At 70.0% G+C, this 15,267-nt stretch carries 11 protein-coding genes; 9 read left to right on the forward strand and 2 right to left on the reverse strand.

Features of this window, described 5'->3' with window-relative positions; translation table 11 throughout:
- The first annotated feature begins 41 nt into the window (after window positions 1-41).
- The 3 genes from AB0I82_RS27670 (at window position 42) to AB0I82_RS27680 (ending at window position 4,005) form a co-directional block, all read left to right on the forward strand.
- Window positions 42-1,352 (forward strand): extracellular solute-binding protein, encoded by a 1,311-nt coding sequence (locus tag AB0I82_RS27670; RefSeq protein ID WP_363260364.1) that lies wholly within the window; start codon window positions 42-44, stop codon window positions 1,350-1,352.
- Between the two features lie 325 nt (window positions 1,353-1,677).
- Complete coding sequence (locus AB0I82_RS27675) at window positions 1,678-2,880, forward strand: S8 family serine peptidase (protein ID WP_363260074.1); 1,203 nt, start codon at window positions 1,678-1,680, stop codon at window positions 2,878-2,880.
- A 102-nt stretch (window positions 2,881-2,982) separates the two neighbouring features.
- Entirely contained in the window at window positions 2,983-4,005 is a 1,023-nt protein-coding gene (locus AB0I82_RS27680; RefSeq protein WP_363260075.1) for a LacI family DNA-binding transcriptional regulator, read from the forward strand.
- A gap of 27 nt (window positions 4,006-4,032) precedes the next feature.
- On the opposite strand, the gene AB0I82_RS27685 is transcribed toward AB0I82_RS27680, so the two are convergent.
- Window positions 4,033-5,085, reverse strand: a complete 1,053-nt coding sequence (locus AB0I82_RS27685) for a family 43 glycosylhydrolase (protein WP_363260076.1) — start codon at window positions 5,083-5,085, stop codon at window positions 4,033-4,035.
- Window positions 5,086-5,146: 61 nt separating this feature from the next.
- A complete protein-coding gene (locus AB0I82_RS27690; protein WP_363260077.1) occupies window positions 5,147-7,675 on the reverse strand; it encodes an alpha-L-arabinofuranosidase C-terminal domain-containing protein in 2,529 nt (842 codons plus the stop codon).
- Between the two features lie 251 nt (window positions 7,676-7,926).
- On the opposite strand from AB0I82_RS27690, the gene AB0I82_RS27695 reads away from it, so the two are divergent.
- From AB0I82_RS27695 to AB0I82_RS27720, 6 genes are read left to right on the forward strand one after another with little or no spacing between them, the layout of a single operon-like run.
- On the forward strand, window positions 7,927-9,087 hold the full coding sequence (locus AB0I82_RS27695; protein WP_363260078.1) for a mandelate racemase/muconate lactonizing enzyme family protein: 1,161 nt from the start codon (window positions 7,927-7,929) through the stop codon (window positions 9,085-9,087).
- Window positions 9,084-10,073 (forward strand): alcohol dehydrogenase catalytic domain-containing protein, encoded by a 990-nt coding sequence (locus AB0I82_RS27700; protein WP_363260079.1) that lies wholly within the window; start codon window positions 9,084-9,086, stop codon window positions 10,071-10,073. Before AB0I82_RS27695 ends, AB0I82_RS27700 begins: the two co-directional genes overlap by 4 nt.
- Window positions 10,074-10,133: 60 nt before the next feature.
- Entirely contained in the window at window positions 10,134-11,237 is a 1,104-nt protein-coding gene (chvE, locus tag AB0I82_RS27705; RefSeq protein WP_363260080.1) for a multiple monosaccharide ABC transporter substrate-binding protein, read from the forward strand.
- A 32-nt stretch (window positions 11,238-11,269) separates the two neighbouring features.
- Window positions 11,270-12,805 carry a multiple monosaccharide ABC transporter ATP-binding protein gene (gene mmsA / locus AB0I82_RS27710; protein WP_363260365.1) on the forward strand — a complete coding sequence of 512 codons (1,536 nt, stop codon included), beginning with the start codon at window positions 11,270-11,272 and terminating at the stop codon, window positions 12,803-12,805.
- Between the two features lie 8 nt (window positions 12,806-12,813).
- Window positions 12,814-14,046, forward strand: coding sequence for a multiple monosaccharide ABC transporter permease (gene mmsB / locus AB0I82_RS27715; protein ID WP_363260081.1), 1,233 nt, complete (start codon window positions 12,814-12,816; stop codon window positions 14,044-14,046).
- Window positions 14,047-14,079: 33 nt separating this feature from the next.
- On the forward strand, window positions 14,080-15,240 hold the full coding sequence (locus AB0I82_RS27720; RefSeq protein WP_363260082.1) for an aldose epimerase family protein: 1,161 nt from the start codon (window positions 14,080-14,082) through the stop codon (window positions 15,238-15,240).
- Window positions 15,241-15,267 lie beyond the last annotated feature (27 nt).

A 15,267-nucleotide genomic window follows, 5' to 3' on the forward strand; every position in this document is an offset into this window, starting at 1 on the left:
AGCCCGTCCGCGCGCCGATGTCCGAGCCCGTCCGCGCGCCGATGCGCCGTCGTACGTTCCTGAGCGCCGCCGCGTCCATAGGCGTCGCGTCCGTAGGCGTCGCCGCTGCCGCTCCCGTACTCGCCGGCTGCTCCACCGGCCCCAGTGCGTCCGGCCGCCGCCCCCTGCGCTTCCAGTCGCTGGCCTGGCAGGCGGAGTCCGTGCGGGCCAACAAGGCGCTGGTCGCCGAGTGGAACCGGCAGCACCCCCGCAGCCCCGTCGAGTACGTACAGGGTGCCTGGCCCACCGTCCACGACCAGCTGGTGACCGCCTTCGAGGGCGGCGAGCCGCCCGACATCATCCACGACGCCTCCGACGACCTCGCCGACTTCGCGTACGGCGGCTACCTCGCCGACCTCACCGGACTGCTGCCGGACCGGCTCGCCGCCGACATCCCGCAACAGAGCCTGCGGACCGGCACCTTTCAAGGGCAGCTCTACGGGGTGCCGTTCCTCCAGGAGCCGCGTGTACTGATCGCCAACCGGGAGCTGCTGCGCGCCGCCTCCGGAGTGCGCGTGCCCACACCGGAGCGCCCCTGGAGCTGGGCCGAGTTCCGGGCGGCGGCCGAAAAGCTGACCCGAGGCGACCGGTACGGAGTCGCCTGGCCGCTCAAGGAGCCGGTGTCGGCCACCCTCAACCTCTCGCTGTCGACCGGCGGCCGGCTCTTCCACCGCCGTGCCGACGGCCGTGCCGAGGTCCGCTTCGAGGCGGCCGATCAGGTCGTGCCGCGGACGGTCCACGACCAGGTGCACGTCGACGGCAGTGCGGCCCGCGCCACGCTCGGCATGGGCGGTTCGGACACGCTCCCCGGGTTCTTCGCCGGGCGGTACGCGATGGTGCCGCTCGGGTTCTCGTACCGGCAGCAGATCGTTCAACAAGCCCCCAAGGGCTTCGAGTGGACGGTGTTGCCGGCGCCCATGGGGAGCGCGCACGCCCAAGGCGTGAGCCCGCAGACGCTCTCGATCGCCGCCGACTGCCCGCGCAAGGAGGAGGCGATGGCGTTCCTCGCCTTCTTGCTGCGCCCAGAGAACATGGTGCGGCTGGCGCTCGGCGACTGGATGCTGCCGACGGGTACCGAGGCGCTGCGCGATCCCCGGCTGCGAGTGGCGAAGTACGGCTGGGCCACGGGGACGGCGCTGGCCGGCACGTTGCAAGCCGCGCCCGCGCAGTCCGTACGCGGCTATCCGGAGTGGAAGGACAAGATCGCCACGCCGGGGCTGCAGGAGTACTACAGCGGCGCGATCGGCCTCGAAGAACTGCGCGGCCGGCTGGTCGAGGACGGCAATCTCGTCCTCGCCCGCTACCAGCGCTGAGCGGAACCGCTACCAGGTACCGCAACCAGGCATCGCTACCAGACCCGCCCGGCGACCGCTTCCATGGGCCAGCTATCGCCCCATGTTGCCGGATTGTAACGGGAGTTGAAGCAACCGGAGTCAACTGAGGTGCTCAATTTGACCGGGTGTGACGGGATTTGCATTTTTGCATGGTTGTTGCCTATGTCACACCCGTGGGGGAGTCTTGAATTGGACGCGTCAATCAGTCAGGGTTTCGAGCCAGCCCGGCGGCAGATTTTTTCGTCCAGCCGGGTCACAACGCAACGCTTTCCCCCCACACCACCAAACGAGGAGAACCCTCGCTATGGCTCACAAGCGTTCCAGCAAGAAGCGGCTGATCACCGGCATAACCGCCGTCGTCGCCGCGACCGGCATCGCGGCCGTCACCGCGGTCACCGCAGATGCCAGCCCCGCCGAGGGCAAGATCTACGGCGCGAGCGCCAAGTCCGCCGTCAGCGGCAGCTACATCGTCATGCTCAAGGACCAGGCCCGTACGGCCGAGAACAAGGACCTCGCCGCGGAGTACGGCGGCAAGGTCGAGCGCCACTACAGCGCGGCCCTGGAGGGCTTCTCCGCCACCGGCCTGAGCGAGACCGAGGCCAAGCGGCTCGCCGCCGACCCGGCCGTCGACAAGGTCGTCCAGAACAAGAAGTTCTCCATCGACGCCACCCAGGACAACCCCCCGTCGTGGGGCCTGGACCGCATCGACCAGGAGGACACCGCGGGCGACAAGAAGTACAACTACCCCGACGCCGCGGGTGAGGGCGTCACCGCGTACGTCATCGACACCGGTGTCCGCGTCTCGCACAAGGACTTCGAGGACCGCGCGACCTCCGGCTTCGACGCGGTCGACGGCGACGACAACGCCGACGACGGCAACGGCCACGGCACGCACGTCGCGGGCACCATCGCCGGTGCCGCGCACGGCGTCGCCAAGAAGGCCAAGATCGTGGCCGTCCGCGTGCTGGACGACCAGGGCTCCGGCACCACCGAGCAGGTCGTGGCCGGCATCGACTGGGTCACCAAGAACCACAAGGGCCCCTCGGTCGCCAACATGTCGCTCGGCGGCGGCGCGGACGAGGCGCTCGACGCGGCCGTCCAGAAGGCCATCGACGCCGGTGTCACCTTCGGTGTCGCGGCGGGCAACGAGTCCACCGACGCGGGCCAGGGCTCGCCGTCCCGCGTCAAGGACGCCATCACGGTGGCCGCCAGCGACAAGGACGACAAGCAGGCGGACTACTCCAACTTCGGCAGTGTCGTCGACATCTACGCCCCCGGTTCCGACATCACCTCGGACTGGAACGAGGGTGACGACGCCACCAACACCATCTCGGGCACGTCGATGGCCACCCCGCACGTCGTGGGTGCCGCCGCGGTCTACCTGGCCGGCCACCAGGACGCCAAGCCCGCGGACGTCGCCACGGCGCTGACCGAGGGTGCCACCCCGGACAAGATCTCCAACCCGGGTGAGGGCACGCCGAACAAGCTGCTGAAGGTCGTCGAGTAACCCCTCGGCACATCGAGTGCTGCCGGCCGTCGCGCTCGCCCCCACGGGGCGCGGCGGCCGGCGGCGTCGAGCGGGAAAGGCGGAGTGCGTAGCATGGCGGGTGTGGCGCACACGGTGGGTATCAAGGATGTCGCACGCCAGGCCGGCGTCTCCATCGGCACGGTCTCCAATGTGATCAACCGTCCCGACATGGTCGCGAAGGAGACCCGCGAGCGGGTGCAGGCGGCCATCACCGCGCTGGGCTACGTCCGCAGCGAGTCGGCGCGCCAGCTGCGCGCGGGCCGCAGCCGGATCATCGCCCTGCTCGTGCTCGACATGGGCAACCCCTTCTTCGTGGACGTCGCGGCGGGCGCGGAGCGCGCCGCGCGCAAGGAGGGGCTGGGCGTGATGCTCTGCAACAGCGCCCAGAGCCCGGCCGAGGAGGCGGAGTACCTCTCGCTCTTCGCCGAGCAGCAGGTGCGCGGCGTACTGATCACCCCCGCCGACCTGACCGGCGGCACGCTCGCGCGCTTCCGGCCGCGCAATATCCCGCTCGTCTTCGTCGACCGCGTCCTCGGCAGCGCCGAGGGCTGCTCGGTTTCGGTGGACGACGTGGCCGGCGGCGCGCTGGCCGCCCGGCACCTCGTCGAGCAGGGCCACGAGGGGCTGGTCTACGTCAGCGGGCCGATGTTCCTGACCCAGTGCCAGGACCGGCGTACGGGAGCGCTGCAGGCGCTGCGCGAGAGCGGCCTGCCGGAGTCGGCGCTGCGGCACATCGAGGCGGAGCGGATGGACGTCGCGGCGGGCCGGGACGCGGGCGCCCGGCTGCTGGGCATGTCGCCCCGGCCGACCGCGGTCTTCTGCGCCAACGACCTGCTCGCGCTCGGCGTCTTCCAGGCGCTCTACGGCGCCGGGCTGGCGGTCCCCGACGACATCGCCCTGGTGGGGTACGACGACATCGAGTTCGCCGCGGCCGCCGCGGTGCCGCTCACTTCCGTACGGCAGCCCGCCCGGCTCATGGGGCGCACGGCGGCCGAGATGCTGATCGAGGAGACCGGCGACCGGGCGGCGGACCACGAGCACCGGCAGGTCGTGCTCGCGCCGGAGCTGGTGGTCCGCGCCTCCACGCTGGCCGCCCGCGGCTGACCCGCGGACGGCCTCAGAACACCGGAATCAGCGCACCGTGTCGGCGACCGGCACCCCGAAGTCCGGTGTGCCGTCCGCGTGCCAGCCCAGGCGCTGGATGCGGGTGTGCCGGTTGGGGTCGTTCAGCGGGTCGCCGGTGATGTCCTTGTACTGCCGTGCGTGGTAGACGAGCACGTCGGTGCGGCCGTCCTCGGCGACCGTGAAGCTGTTGTGCCCCGGTCCGTACTGGCCGGTGGTCTCGTTGCTGGTGAAGACCGGTACGGGCGACTTGCTCCAGGAGGCCGGGTCCAGCAGGTCGGCGCGTGCGTCCGCGGTGAGCAGCCCCATGCAGTAGTTGCTGTCGGTGGCGCTGGCGGAGTACGTCATGAAGACCCGGCCGTTGCGGATGAGGACCGAGGGGCCCTCGTTGACCTTGAAGCCGCGGGTCTCCCAGTCCAGCGTGGGCGAGGAGAGCCGTACGGGCGGGCCGCCGAGCGTCCAGGGGTTGGCCAGCGAGGCGATGTAGAGGTTGGAGTTGTTGACGATGCCCGGCTCCTGCTGGGCCCAGATCAGGTAGCGGCGGCCGCGGTGGGTGAAGGTCGAGGCGTCGAGGGAGAAGGTGTCCCAGGGAGTGGCGATGCGCCCCTTCTCGGTCCAGGTCCCCTTGAAGGGGTCGGGGTGGGAGTTCTCCAGGACGTACATCCGGATCTTCCAGATGTCGTCGGAGTGGCCGGCCGCGAAGTACAGGTACCAGCGGCCGTCGATGTGGTGGATCTCCGGCGCCCAGATGTGCGCGGCCATCTCGCCGGTGGGGTGCTTGCGCCAGAGCACGGCCTCGTGCGCGTCGGTCAGTCCGCGCAGCGTACGGGAGCGGCGCAGCACGATGCGGTCGTACTCGGGGACGGTCGCGGTGAAGTAGTAGAAGCCGTCGGTGTGGCGGTGGATGTGCGGGTCGGCGTGCTGCCGGACGAGGGGGTTGGGGTACGGGGCCGCGGGGCGGTGCCGGCCGGTGACCGCGGCGTGTGCCGTACCCGGCAGCGCGGCGGCCGCGCCCACGGCCAGCGTGCCGAGCAGGACGCCTCTGCGGGTGGGTGCGTGCATGGTGCTCTCCTCGTGGGGTCGGCGGGTCGGCCGCCGGTCCGGCGGCCGACCCGCGGGAACATCAGCTGTCGCTCTTGATCCGCAGGAAGGTGACCGAGTTGGCCGGGAAGGTGTGCGTGAACTGCCGCGCGACGCCGCGCAGGGTCGACTGCCGGGGCGCGATCGGCCGTGCGTCGGCGGTGTTCACCGCGTCCGGGTCGCCCTGGAGCGTGGTCAGCCGGGCGGTCGACGCGACCTCGGTCCCGAGGTCGATGCGCGTCCGGGCGGCCGCGTCCTGCGCGTTGACGACCTTCACGATCAGCTCGCCGGTCTTCTTGTCCTCGGTCACGACCTGGCGGAAGGGCTCGGCCTTGGCGTCGTCGGTGAAGCCGCCCCACTTCTTGCCGTCGAGGTAGAGGCTGACCTGTCGGCCGCGGACCTTGACCTGCAGGTCGTATGTCCGGCCGGTCTCGATCTTCGTGCCGTCCTCGGTCCCGGCCATCGTCTGCTTGGCGCCGTCGACCGTCTTCTCCACGGCCGAGCGGGTGTTGCCCCAGCCGCCGAGGTTCCACCAGTAGTGGTTGCCGGTGTCCTTGACCCCGAAGGCGACCATGAAGCCTTCCTTGCCGGACTTCTTGGTGGCCTTCACCTGCAGGTCGTAGTTCTGCCAGCCGGGGTCGCCCGCGGTGACCAGGGTGTTCTCGGCCGCCGCGTCGGACTGGACGTACGCGCCGTCCTCGACCTGCCACGTGCCGCGCCCGGCGGCCTTGGTCCACTTGCCGTCGCCGCCCGAGAAGTCGTCGCTGAACAACGTCTTCCCGTCCGCGCCGGTGACCTGCACATCGTCGTACGCGGCAGTGGTGGCCCAGGTGGACAGCCCGACGGCGCCGGTGATGGGCGCGGTGGTGGCGGGGGTGCCGGAGGCGGTGCTCGGGACGACCCGGTCGCCGGCGTTGTTCATGAACAGCTTCTGGACCTCGTAGCTCGTCGAGCCCCAGGACCGCTGTCCGTCGAACCAGATCATGTCGGGGCGCCACTGCACGGAGTCGGTGCGCGCGAGCAGCGGGGCGTACGAGGCGAGCTCGACCACGTCGGCGTTGCGTTCCAGGCCGGTCATGAACGCGGCTTCGGAGAGTGCGTTGCGGAAGCGGTTGTCCTGGGAGGCGTACTCGCCGAGGAAGACCTTGGGGCCGTTGCGGTCGTAGGAGTCGTAACGCTCGTTGTTCTCCAGGAACCACTGCGGGCTGTTGTAGTAGTGCTCGTCGACCATGTCGACCTTGGCGTCGCGGTTCAGCTGCCAGGCCCGGTCGAAGGTGGTGCCGCTGTCATCGGGCCCTGAATTGCTGATGACGGTGATGTCCGGGTACTCGGCCTCGATGGCGGCGCGGAATTCCTTGAAGCGGGCGAGGAACGCGTCGGGGAGGTTCTCCTCGTTGCCCACCGCCAGGTGCGTGAGGTGGAAGGGCTTCGGGTGGCCCATCGCGGCCCGCTTCTTGCCCCACTCGGAGGTCACCGGGCCGTTGGCGAACTCGATCAGGTCCAGGGTGTCCTGGACGTGCCGCTTCAGGAGCGCCGGGTCGTCCGTCACCTTGTTCTCGCCGCACCCGGTGACCAGCGCGGGGACCACCGGCAGCGGCATCGCGCCGATGTCCTCGGCGAACTGGAAGTACTCGTAGTAGCCCAGGCCGTAGGACTGGTTGTAGCCCCAGAAGTTGGCGTTGGTGGCGCGCTGCTCGACCGGCCCGATGGTGTCCTTCCACTGGTACGAGCGCCTGCGCTGATAGCCGGACGCCTCGTCGTACCCCTCGTGGCTGCCGGTGTTGACCAGGCAGCCGCCGGGGAAGCGGACGAAGCCCGGGTCGAGCGCGGCGATCTTCTCGGCGAGGTCCTTGCGCAGGCCGTTCTCGCGGCCCTTGTAGGTGTCGCGGGGGAAGAGGGAGATCATGTCGAGGGCGGCGGGGGCGTCGGAGGCGACGGTGAGCCGGCCGGTGCTGCTCGCCCGGTTCGCGGTGAACGAGGCCGTGTACTTGGTCCAGCCGCCCCGGACGGCGACGCGGCGGGCCCGCGCGAGCTCGCCGTCCCCGTCCTGGAGGGTGACGGTGAGGGCCGTGGCGCGGTCGGCACGGGCCCAGACCGAGAAGTCGTACCGTTCGCCCTTCCGCACCGTGATGCCACTGCCGTAACCGGAGTTGGTGACGGACGAACTGCCGCTCAGGGAAAGGTAGTTGCGGTTTCGTGCGTTCAGCCGGCCGTCGTCGTTCACCACCTTCGCGGAACCGGTCGTGTCCCACGAGGTGAGCGGAGTGTAGGAGGTGTTGTCGGCGCGGTCGTACTCGAAGGAGCGGTTCTGGACCTGCTCGGCGTACAGGCCGCCGTCCGCCGCGCGGTTGATGTCCTCGAAGAAGACGCCGTACATGGTGTCGTCGATGGCCGGGCCCTGGCGGGCGGGGTCGACTTTCAGGGTGTAGTCGGTGGGGTCGGCAGCCGCCGGGGGAGCGGCGAGGGCGGGCACCGCGAGGGCGGCGGTCAGCGCCCCGGTGAGGAGGGCGAGCCGGCCGCGTCTTCGCGGCCGGGACGGTGTGGCGGCGGGTGGGGGTGCCGTGGTGGGCATGGTGCGCTCCTTGACGGTCTGTTCGAAGGAACGGGCTGTTCGAGATAACGGACAGTGCTCGGGATATCGCCCGGTGAGAATGGCGGCAGCGTTGGCGCGACGTCAACACCCCTGCCAATCCGGGGATTCCGTGCCGCGACCGTTGACACCGCTCCCGTCGTGGCATTACCTATCTCGCAGCATTTCGAACGTGTGACGAAATTTCGAACGCGAAGCAGTAGGACACCGCGAGCCGCGAAGGGGCACTTCCCGTGCGCATCACCGGAATCAGTACTCATGTCGTCGGGACTCCCTGGCGCAACCTGACCTACGTCCAGGTCCACACCGACGAGGGCCTCACCGGCGTCGGCGAGACCCGGATGCTCGGCCACACCGACGCGCTGCTCGGCTACCTCCGCGAGGCGGAGGCCAACCACATCGCGGGCTCCGACCCGTTCGCCGTCGAGGACCTGGTGCGCCGCATGAAGTACGGCGACTACGGGCGGGCCGGCGAGATCGTGATGTCCGGCATCGCCTGCGTCGAGATGGCCTGCTGGGACATCAAGGGCAAGGCGCTGGGGGTGCCCGTCTGGCAGCTGCTGGGCGGCAAGGTCACCGACAAGGTCAAGGCGTACGCCAACGGCTGGTACACCACCGAGCGCACCCCGGAGGCGTACCACAAGGCAGCTCAGGCGGTCGTCGAGCGCGGCTACCGGGCGCTGAAGATCGACCCGTTCGGCACCGGCCACTTCGAACTCGACCACGAGGAGACCGTGTACGCGGTCTCGCTGATCGAGGCGGTGCGGGACGCGATCGGTCCCGAGCGGGAGCTGATGCTGGAGATGCACGGCCGGTTCAGCCCGGCCACCGCCGTCCGGCTCGCGCACGAAATGGCGCCCTTCAAGCCCGCGTGGCTGGAGGAGCCGGTACCGCCGGAGAACCTCAAGGCGCTGAGCAAGGTCGCCGCCAAGGTGGACATGCCCATCGCCACCGGCGAGCGCATCCACGACCGCATCGAATTCCGCGAGCTCTTCGAGTCGCAGGCCGCCGACATCATCCAGCCCGACGTCGGCCACCTCGGCGGCATCCTGGAGACCCGCAAGCTCGCCGCCACCGCCGAGACCCACTACACGCTGGTCGCGCCGCACAACGTCGGCGGCTCGGTGCTCACCGCCGCCTCCCTCCAGGTCGCCGGCTGCACCCCCAACTTCAAGATCCTGGAGCACTTCAACGACTTCGCCGACGCGGAGATCAAGAAGGTGGTCAAGGGCGCCCCGCAGGTCGTCGACGGCTACTTCGCGCTGCCCGAAGCGCCCGGTCTGGGCGTCGAGCTGGACACCGACGCGGCCGCCGAATTCCCGCAGCAGCAGGCCCGGTTCGACCTCTGGGCCGAGGGCTGGGAGAAGCGCGACCCCACGAGGGCGGGCCGGTGACCGGCCGCGCGCTGGTCCTGGACGCGCCCGGTGCGTACCGCATCGTCGAGGCGGCCCCCGCCGATCCGGGCCCCGGCGAGGCCCGCATCCGGGTGCACGCGTCCGGCGTCTGCGGCAGCGACCGTGAGCTGTACCAGGGCACGCGCCCGGCCGGGTACGTGTGGTACCCGGTGATCCCCGGGCACGAGTGGTCCGGCACGGTCGAGGCGGTCGGCGCCGGCGTACCGGAGGCGCTCCTCGGCCGGAAGACCGTCGGCGAGGGCTTCCGCAACTGCCAGGTGTGCGCCCGCTGCCACGCGGGCGAGACGACGCTGTGCACGGCCGGGTACGAGGAGACCGGGTTCACGCAGCCCGGCGCGATGGCCGACACGCTGGTACTGCCCGCCCGGCTGCTGCACCCGCTCGCCGACGGCGCCGACCTCACCGCCGCCGCCCTCCTGGAGCCCGCCGCCTGCGTCGCGGCCGCGGCGCTGAAGGCGGAGGCGCGGCCGGGGGAGCGGGTCGCGGTGGTCGGCACGGGCACGCTCGGCATGATCGCCGTACAGTTCCTGGCCGCGGGATCGCCTGCCGAGCTGCTGGTGATCGGCGTCGACCGGGACCGGGAGAAGCTCGCACACGACTTCGGCGCGACCTCCTTCCGTACGGCGGACGAGCCGCTGCCGGACGACTTCGATGTCGTGATCGAGGCCGCCGGGTCGGCCGACGCGGCGCGCACCGCGGCCGGACTGCTCCGGCGCGGCGGCCGGCTGGTCCTCACCGGCCTCCCGGCCCCGGGCGCGGCGGGCCTGGACCCCACAGACCTGGTCGTCCGCCAGACCGAGGTGCGGACCGTCTTCGGCGCCCCGCCCGCCGCTTGGGCGCACGCCGTACGCGCCTTCGACGCCGGGCTGCTGGACCTGCTGCCGCTGGTCACCCACCGCCTCCCGCTGGAGGGCTTCGCGGAGGCGATGGCCCCGGGCGCCGGAAAGGTACTGCTGCACCCGTAGGCCGTGTCCGCATCTCAGCAAGCTCACCACCGGAAGCTCCACCGGAAGGGAACCCCACCCATGCCCACCCGCAGACGAGCCGCCGCCCTGGCCGCCGTCCTCCTCATCGGCTCGCTCACCGCCTGCGGTCAGGAGGCGCGCGGCGGCAGCCGCTACAAGCCCGACACCGGCAAGGGCGGCACGATCGGCCTGGCGATGCCCACCAAGTCCTCCGAGCGGTGGATAGCCGACGGCAAGAACATGGCCGAGCAGTTCCGGAAGGCCGGGTACAAGACCGACCTCCAGTACGGTGACGACAAGGTCGAGAACCAGGTCGCGCAGATCGAGAACATGATCACCAAGGGCCACCGGCTGCTGGTGGTCGCGGCGATCAACGGCTCCGCGCTCACCGAGGTCCTCCAGCGCGCGCACGACGCGGGCATCCCCGTGATCTCGTACGACCGGCTCATCCTGGGCACGCCGCACGTCGACTACTACGCGTCCTTCGACAACGAGAAGGTCGGCCGCCTCCAAGGGCAGTACATCCTCGACCAGTTGAAGCTCAAGAAGCCCGACAAGGGCGCGAGCGAGCACTACAACATCGAGCTGTTCGCCGGTTCCCCGAACGACAACAACACGAAGTACTTCTGGAGCGGGGCCATGAAGGTCCTCAAGCCCTACTTCGACTCCGGACAGCTCGTCGTGCGCAGCAAGCAGACGCAGATGAACCAGGCGACCACGCAGGACTGGAACGGCGGCATTGCGCAGAAGCGCATGGACGACCTCATCAGCAAGAGCTACGGCGACGAGAAGGTCGACGCGGTGCTGTCCCCGTACGACGGCATGTCGCTCGGCATCATCTCCGCGCTGAAGAGCGCCGGTTACCGCGGCAAGGAGCTGCCGGTCGTCACCGGGCAGGACGCCGAGCTGGCCTCGGTGAAGTCCATCATCCGCGGCGAGCAGACCCAGACGGTGTTCAAGGACACCCGCAAGCTCGCCAAGCAGGCCGTCCAGATGGGCGACGCGGTCCTCACCGGCAAGAAGCCGGAGGTCAACAACACCACCGACTACGACAACGGCAAGCGGGTCGTGCCCGCCTACCTCCTCAACCCCGTCTCCGTCGACAAGTCCAACACACAACTCCTCGTGGACGAGGGGTACTTCACGGCAGGGCAGCTCAAGTGACGGGCGGCGGCGAAGGAACCCCCGTACTGGAGATGCGCGGCATCACCAAGACCTTTCCCGGGGTCACTGCCCTCTCCGAGGTGAACCTGACCGTGCGGGCCGGCGAGATCCACGCCATCTGCGGGGAGAACGGCGCGGGCAAGTCGACGCTGATGAAGGTCCTCAGCGGGGTGCATCCGCACGGCAGTTACGAGGGCGAGATCCGTTTCGCGGGCGAGCCGGTGGCCTTCAAGGACATCAACGCCAGCGAGCGGCGCGGCATCGTCATCATCCACCAGGAGCTGGCGCTCGTCCCCTTCCTCTCGATCGCCGAGAACATCTTCCTCGGCAATGAGCAGGGCCGGCGCGGTTTCATCGACTGGCCCACCACCCTCAGCGGCGCCGCGAAGCTGCTCAAGCGGGTCGGGCTGCGGGAGAACCCGCAGACGCCCGTCGCGGACATCGGCGTCGGCAAGCAGCAGCTCGTGGAGATCGCCAAGGCGCTGTCGAAGGAGGTCCGGCTGCTCATCCTCGACGAGCCGACCGCGGCCCTCAACGACGAGGACAGCGCCACCCTGCTGGCCCTGATCCGCGAGCTGCGCGACCAGGGCATCGCCTGCATCATCATCTCCCACAAGCTGAACGAGATCCGGGAGATCGCCGACGCGGTGACGATCCTGCGCGACGGCCGCACCATCGAGACGCTGACCGTACGGGAGCGCCCCGAGGACGCGGCGGAGCTGTCCGAGGACCGCATCATCCGCGGCATGGTCGGGCGCGACCTGGACCACCGCTTCCCCGACCGCACCGCGTACGAGGGTGCGGACGCCGGGGAGATCGCGCTGACCGTACGGGACTGGAGCGTGCGGCACCCCGTCGACCGGACCCGCAAGGTCGTCGACGGCGCGTCGCTGACCGTACGGCGCGGCGAGATCGTCGGCATCGCGGGCCTGATGGGCGCGGGCCGCACGGAACTCGCGATGTCCGTCTTCGGCCGCTCGTACGGGATTCACGAGGGCGGGACGGTGGCGGTCGGCGGCCGTGAGGTGAACACCGGGACCGTACCCGCCGCCATCGCCGCCGGGATCGCGTATGTCACCGAGGACCGCAAGCAGTACGGCTTGAACCTCATCGACACCATCCACCGCAACATCTCACTGGCCTCGCTGCGCGGCATGACGCGCCGGGGCGCCGTGGACGAACACCACGAGCGGTCCGTCGCCGAGCGCTACCGCACCTCGATGAACATCAAGGCGCCCACGGTCTTCGAGCAGGTGGGCCGGCTCTCCGGCGGCAACCAGCAGAAGGTCGTACTGAGCAAGTGGATCCACGCCGACCCCGAGGTGCTGATTCTCGACGAGCCGACCCGCGGCATCGACGTCGGCGCCAAGTACGAGATCTACACCGTCATCGACCGGCTCGCGGCACAGGGCAAGGCGGTGCTCTTCATCTCCTCCGAACTGCCCGAACTGCTCGGCATGTGCGACCGGATCTACACGATGGCCGAGGGCCGACTGACCGGTGAGGTGGCTCGCGCCGATGCCACGCAGGAAGTCCTGATGCGCCAGATGACCATGAACAGAAGCTGAGGCCCGCGATGACGACCACGACCACCCCACCCAAGGACCCCGAGGCGCCGGTCCCGGCCGCCGTCCGCTCGGCCGGCGCGGTGCTGGTACAGAGCGTGCGCAACAACATGCGCCAGTACGGCATGCTCACCGCGCTGGCCTTCATCGTCGTGCTGTTCCAGATATGGACCGACGGCACGCTGCTGCTGCCCAACAACGTCTCCAACCTGATCCAGCAGAACAGCTACATCCTGATCCTGGCCATCGGCATGATGATCGTCATCATCGCGGGCCACATCGACCTGTCCGTCGGCTCACTGGTCGCCTTCGTCGGCGCCATGTCGGCGGTGATGATGGTGAAACAGGACATGCCCTGGGTGCTGGCACTGGTGCTGTCGCTGCTGATCGGCGCGGTCGCGGGCGCCTGGCAGGGCTTCTTCATCGCCTACGTCGGCATCCCGTCCTTCATCGTCACCCTGGCCGGCATGCTGCTCTTCCGCGGCCTGACGCAGATCGTGCTCGAAGGCCAGTCCATCGCCCCCTTCCCCGAGGGCTTCCAGAACCTCGCCAAGGGCTTCATCCCCGAGATGGGTCCGTACACCCAGTACCACAACCCCACCCTGCTCCTCGGGCTCGCCGCCGTCGTCTTCCTGCTGCTGCGCGAGTGGCGCGACCGGCGCCGCCAGCTCGCCCTGGAGCTGGACGTGCTGCCCACCGGGCTGTGGGTCACCAAGTGCGTGGCGCTCACCGCGGCCGTGGTCGCCTTCACCCTGACCCTGGCGAGCTTCCACGGCGTACCGGTCGTGATGCTCGTGATGTGCGCGCTGCTGCTCGGCCTCGGGTACGTCATGCGCAACGCGGTGATCGGCCGCCATGTGTACGCGCTGGGCGGCAACAAGGCGGCGGCGAAGCTGTCGGGCGTGAAGGACAAGCGCGTCACCTTCCTGGTCTTCGTGAACATGGGCGTACTGGCGGCGCTCGCGGGCTGTGTGTACGCGGCGCGGCTGAACGCGGGCACCACACAGGCCGGCCTGAACTTCGAACTGGAGGCGATCGCCGCCTCGTTCATCGGCGGCGCCTCGATGAGCGGCGGTGTCGGCACGGTGATGGGCGCCGTGATCGGCGGCCTCGTCCTCGGCGTCCTCAACAACGGCATGTCGCTGGTCGGCATCGGCACGGACTACCAGCAGGTCATCAAGGGGCTGGTGCTGCTCGCGGCCGTCGGCTTCGACATCTACAACAAGCGCAAGGCCGGTTCGTGACCACTCGGTCGACCACATGAGGAGACACGGCGCATGACGACCAGCAGACGTACCGTGATGGCCGCGGCCGCGACCGGGCTCGCGGCGACCGCCATCGGCACCGGACCGGCCTTCGCGGCGCCCGCCGCGCGAGGCGGCCGCCCGCACAAGGAACACTTCGGCACCCTCCCCGACGGCACCCGCGTCGACCGCTGGACGGTGGAGAACGGCGGTACCCGGCTGGGTGTGCTGTCCTACGGCGGCATCGTCCAGACCCTGGAGATCCCCGACCGCCACGGCCGCCCGGCCAATGTGTCGCTCGGCTTCGGCGAACTCGCCCCGTACCTCACCGCGGGCACGTACTTCGGCGCCCTGATCGGCCGCTACGGAAACCGCATCGCGCGCGGCACCTTCACCCTCGACGGCCGGACGTACCACCTGCCCGTCAACGACGGCCCGAACAGCCTGCACGGCGGCGACCAGGGCTTCGACAAGCGGGTGTGGGACGTCGCGCCGTACGCCGGCGGGGACGGCAGCGGTCTCACTCTGCGGCGCGTCAGTCCGGACGGTGAGATGGGCTATCCCGGCACCCTGTCCGTCCGTGTCGACTACGTCCTCGACCGTCGCGGCGCCCTCCGCATCTCGTACGAGGCGACGACCGACAAGGCCACGGTCGTCAACCTCACCAACCACACCTACTTCAACCTGGCGGGCGAGGGCAGCGGTGACGTCCTCGACCACACCCTGCGGATGGCCGCGTCCCGCTACACCCCCGTCGACGACACGCTCATCCCCACCGGCGAGCTGCCGAAGGTGGCCGGCACCCCCTTCGACTTCCGGCGGGCCAAGCGAATTGGCCAGGACATCCGCCAGGGCCATCAGCAGCTCGTCTTCGGCGGCGGTTACGACCACAACTTCGCGCTGGACAAGGGCGTGACGGCCACCCCCGAGTACGCCGTGACCCTCGCCGACCCGGCGTCCGGCCGCGTCATGGACATCGCCACCACCGAACCCGGCGTGCAGTTCTACAGCGGCAACGGCCTGGACGGCACCCTGCGCGGCACCTCCGGCGCGCTCTACCGCCAGGCCGACGGCCTCTGCCTGGAGACCCAGCACTTCCCCGACTCGCCCAATCGGCCGGCCTTCCCCGCCACCGTGCTGCGCCCGGGGCAGACCTACCGGACGACGACCGTGCACCACTTCGGGGTTCGCTGAGGCGTGCGCTGAGCGGTTCGCCATCGG

This window comes from Streptomyces sp. NPDC050315 (assembly GCF_040655775.1).
Taxonomy (GTDB): domain Bacteria; phylum Actinomycetota; class Actinomycetes; order Streptomycetales; family Streptomycetaceae; genus Streptomyces.

Bases quoted from the DNA above. Each gene is read 5' to 3' on its own strand.
- AB0I82_RS27670 (WP_363260364.1), top strand. From the start codon at position 42: ATGCGCCGTCGTACGTTCCTGAGCGCCGCCGCGTCCATAGGCGTCGCG.
- AB0I82_RS27675 (WP_363260074.1), top strand. From the start codon at position 1,678: ATGGCTCACAAGCGTTCCAGCAAGAAGCGGCTGATCACCGGCATAACC.
- AB0I82_RS27685 (WP_363260076.1), bottom strand. From the start codon at position 5,085: ATGCACGCACCCACCCGCAGAGGCGTCCTGCTCGGCACGCTGGCCGTG.
- AB0I82_RS27690 (WP_363260077.1), bottom strand. From the start codon at position 7,675: ATGCCCACCACGGCACCCCCACCCGCCGCCACACCGTCCCGGCCGCGA.
- chvE (WP_363260080.1), top strand. From the start codon at position 10,134: ATGCCCACCCGCAGACGAGCCGCCGCCCTGGCCGCCGTCCTCCTCATC.
- mmsA (WP_363260365.1), top strand. From the start codon at position 11,270: ATGCGCGGCATCACCAAGACCTTTCCCGGGGTCACTGCCCTCTCCGAG.
- mmsB (WP_363260081.1), top strand. From the start codon at position 12,814: ATGACGACCACGACCACCCCACCCAAGGACCCCGAGGCGCCGGTCCCG.
- AB0I82_RS27720 (WP_363260082.1), top strand. From the start codon at position 14,080: ATGACGACCAGCAGACGTACCGTGATGGCCGCGGCCGCGACCGGGCTC.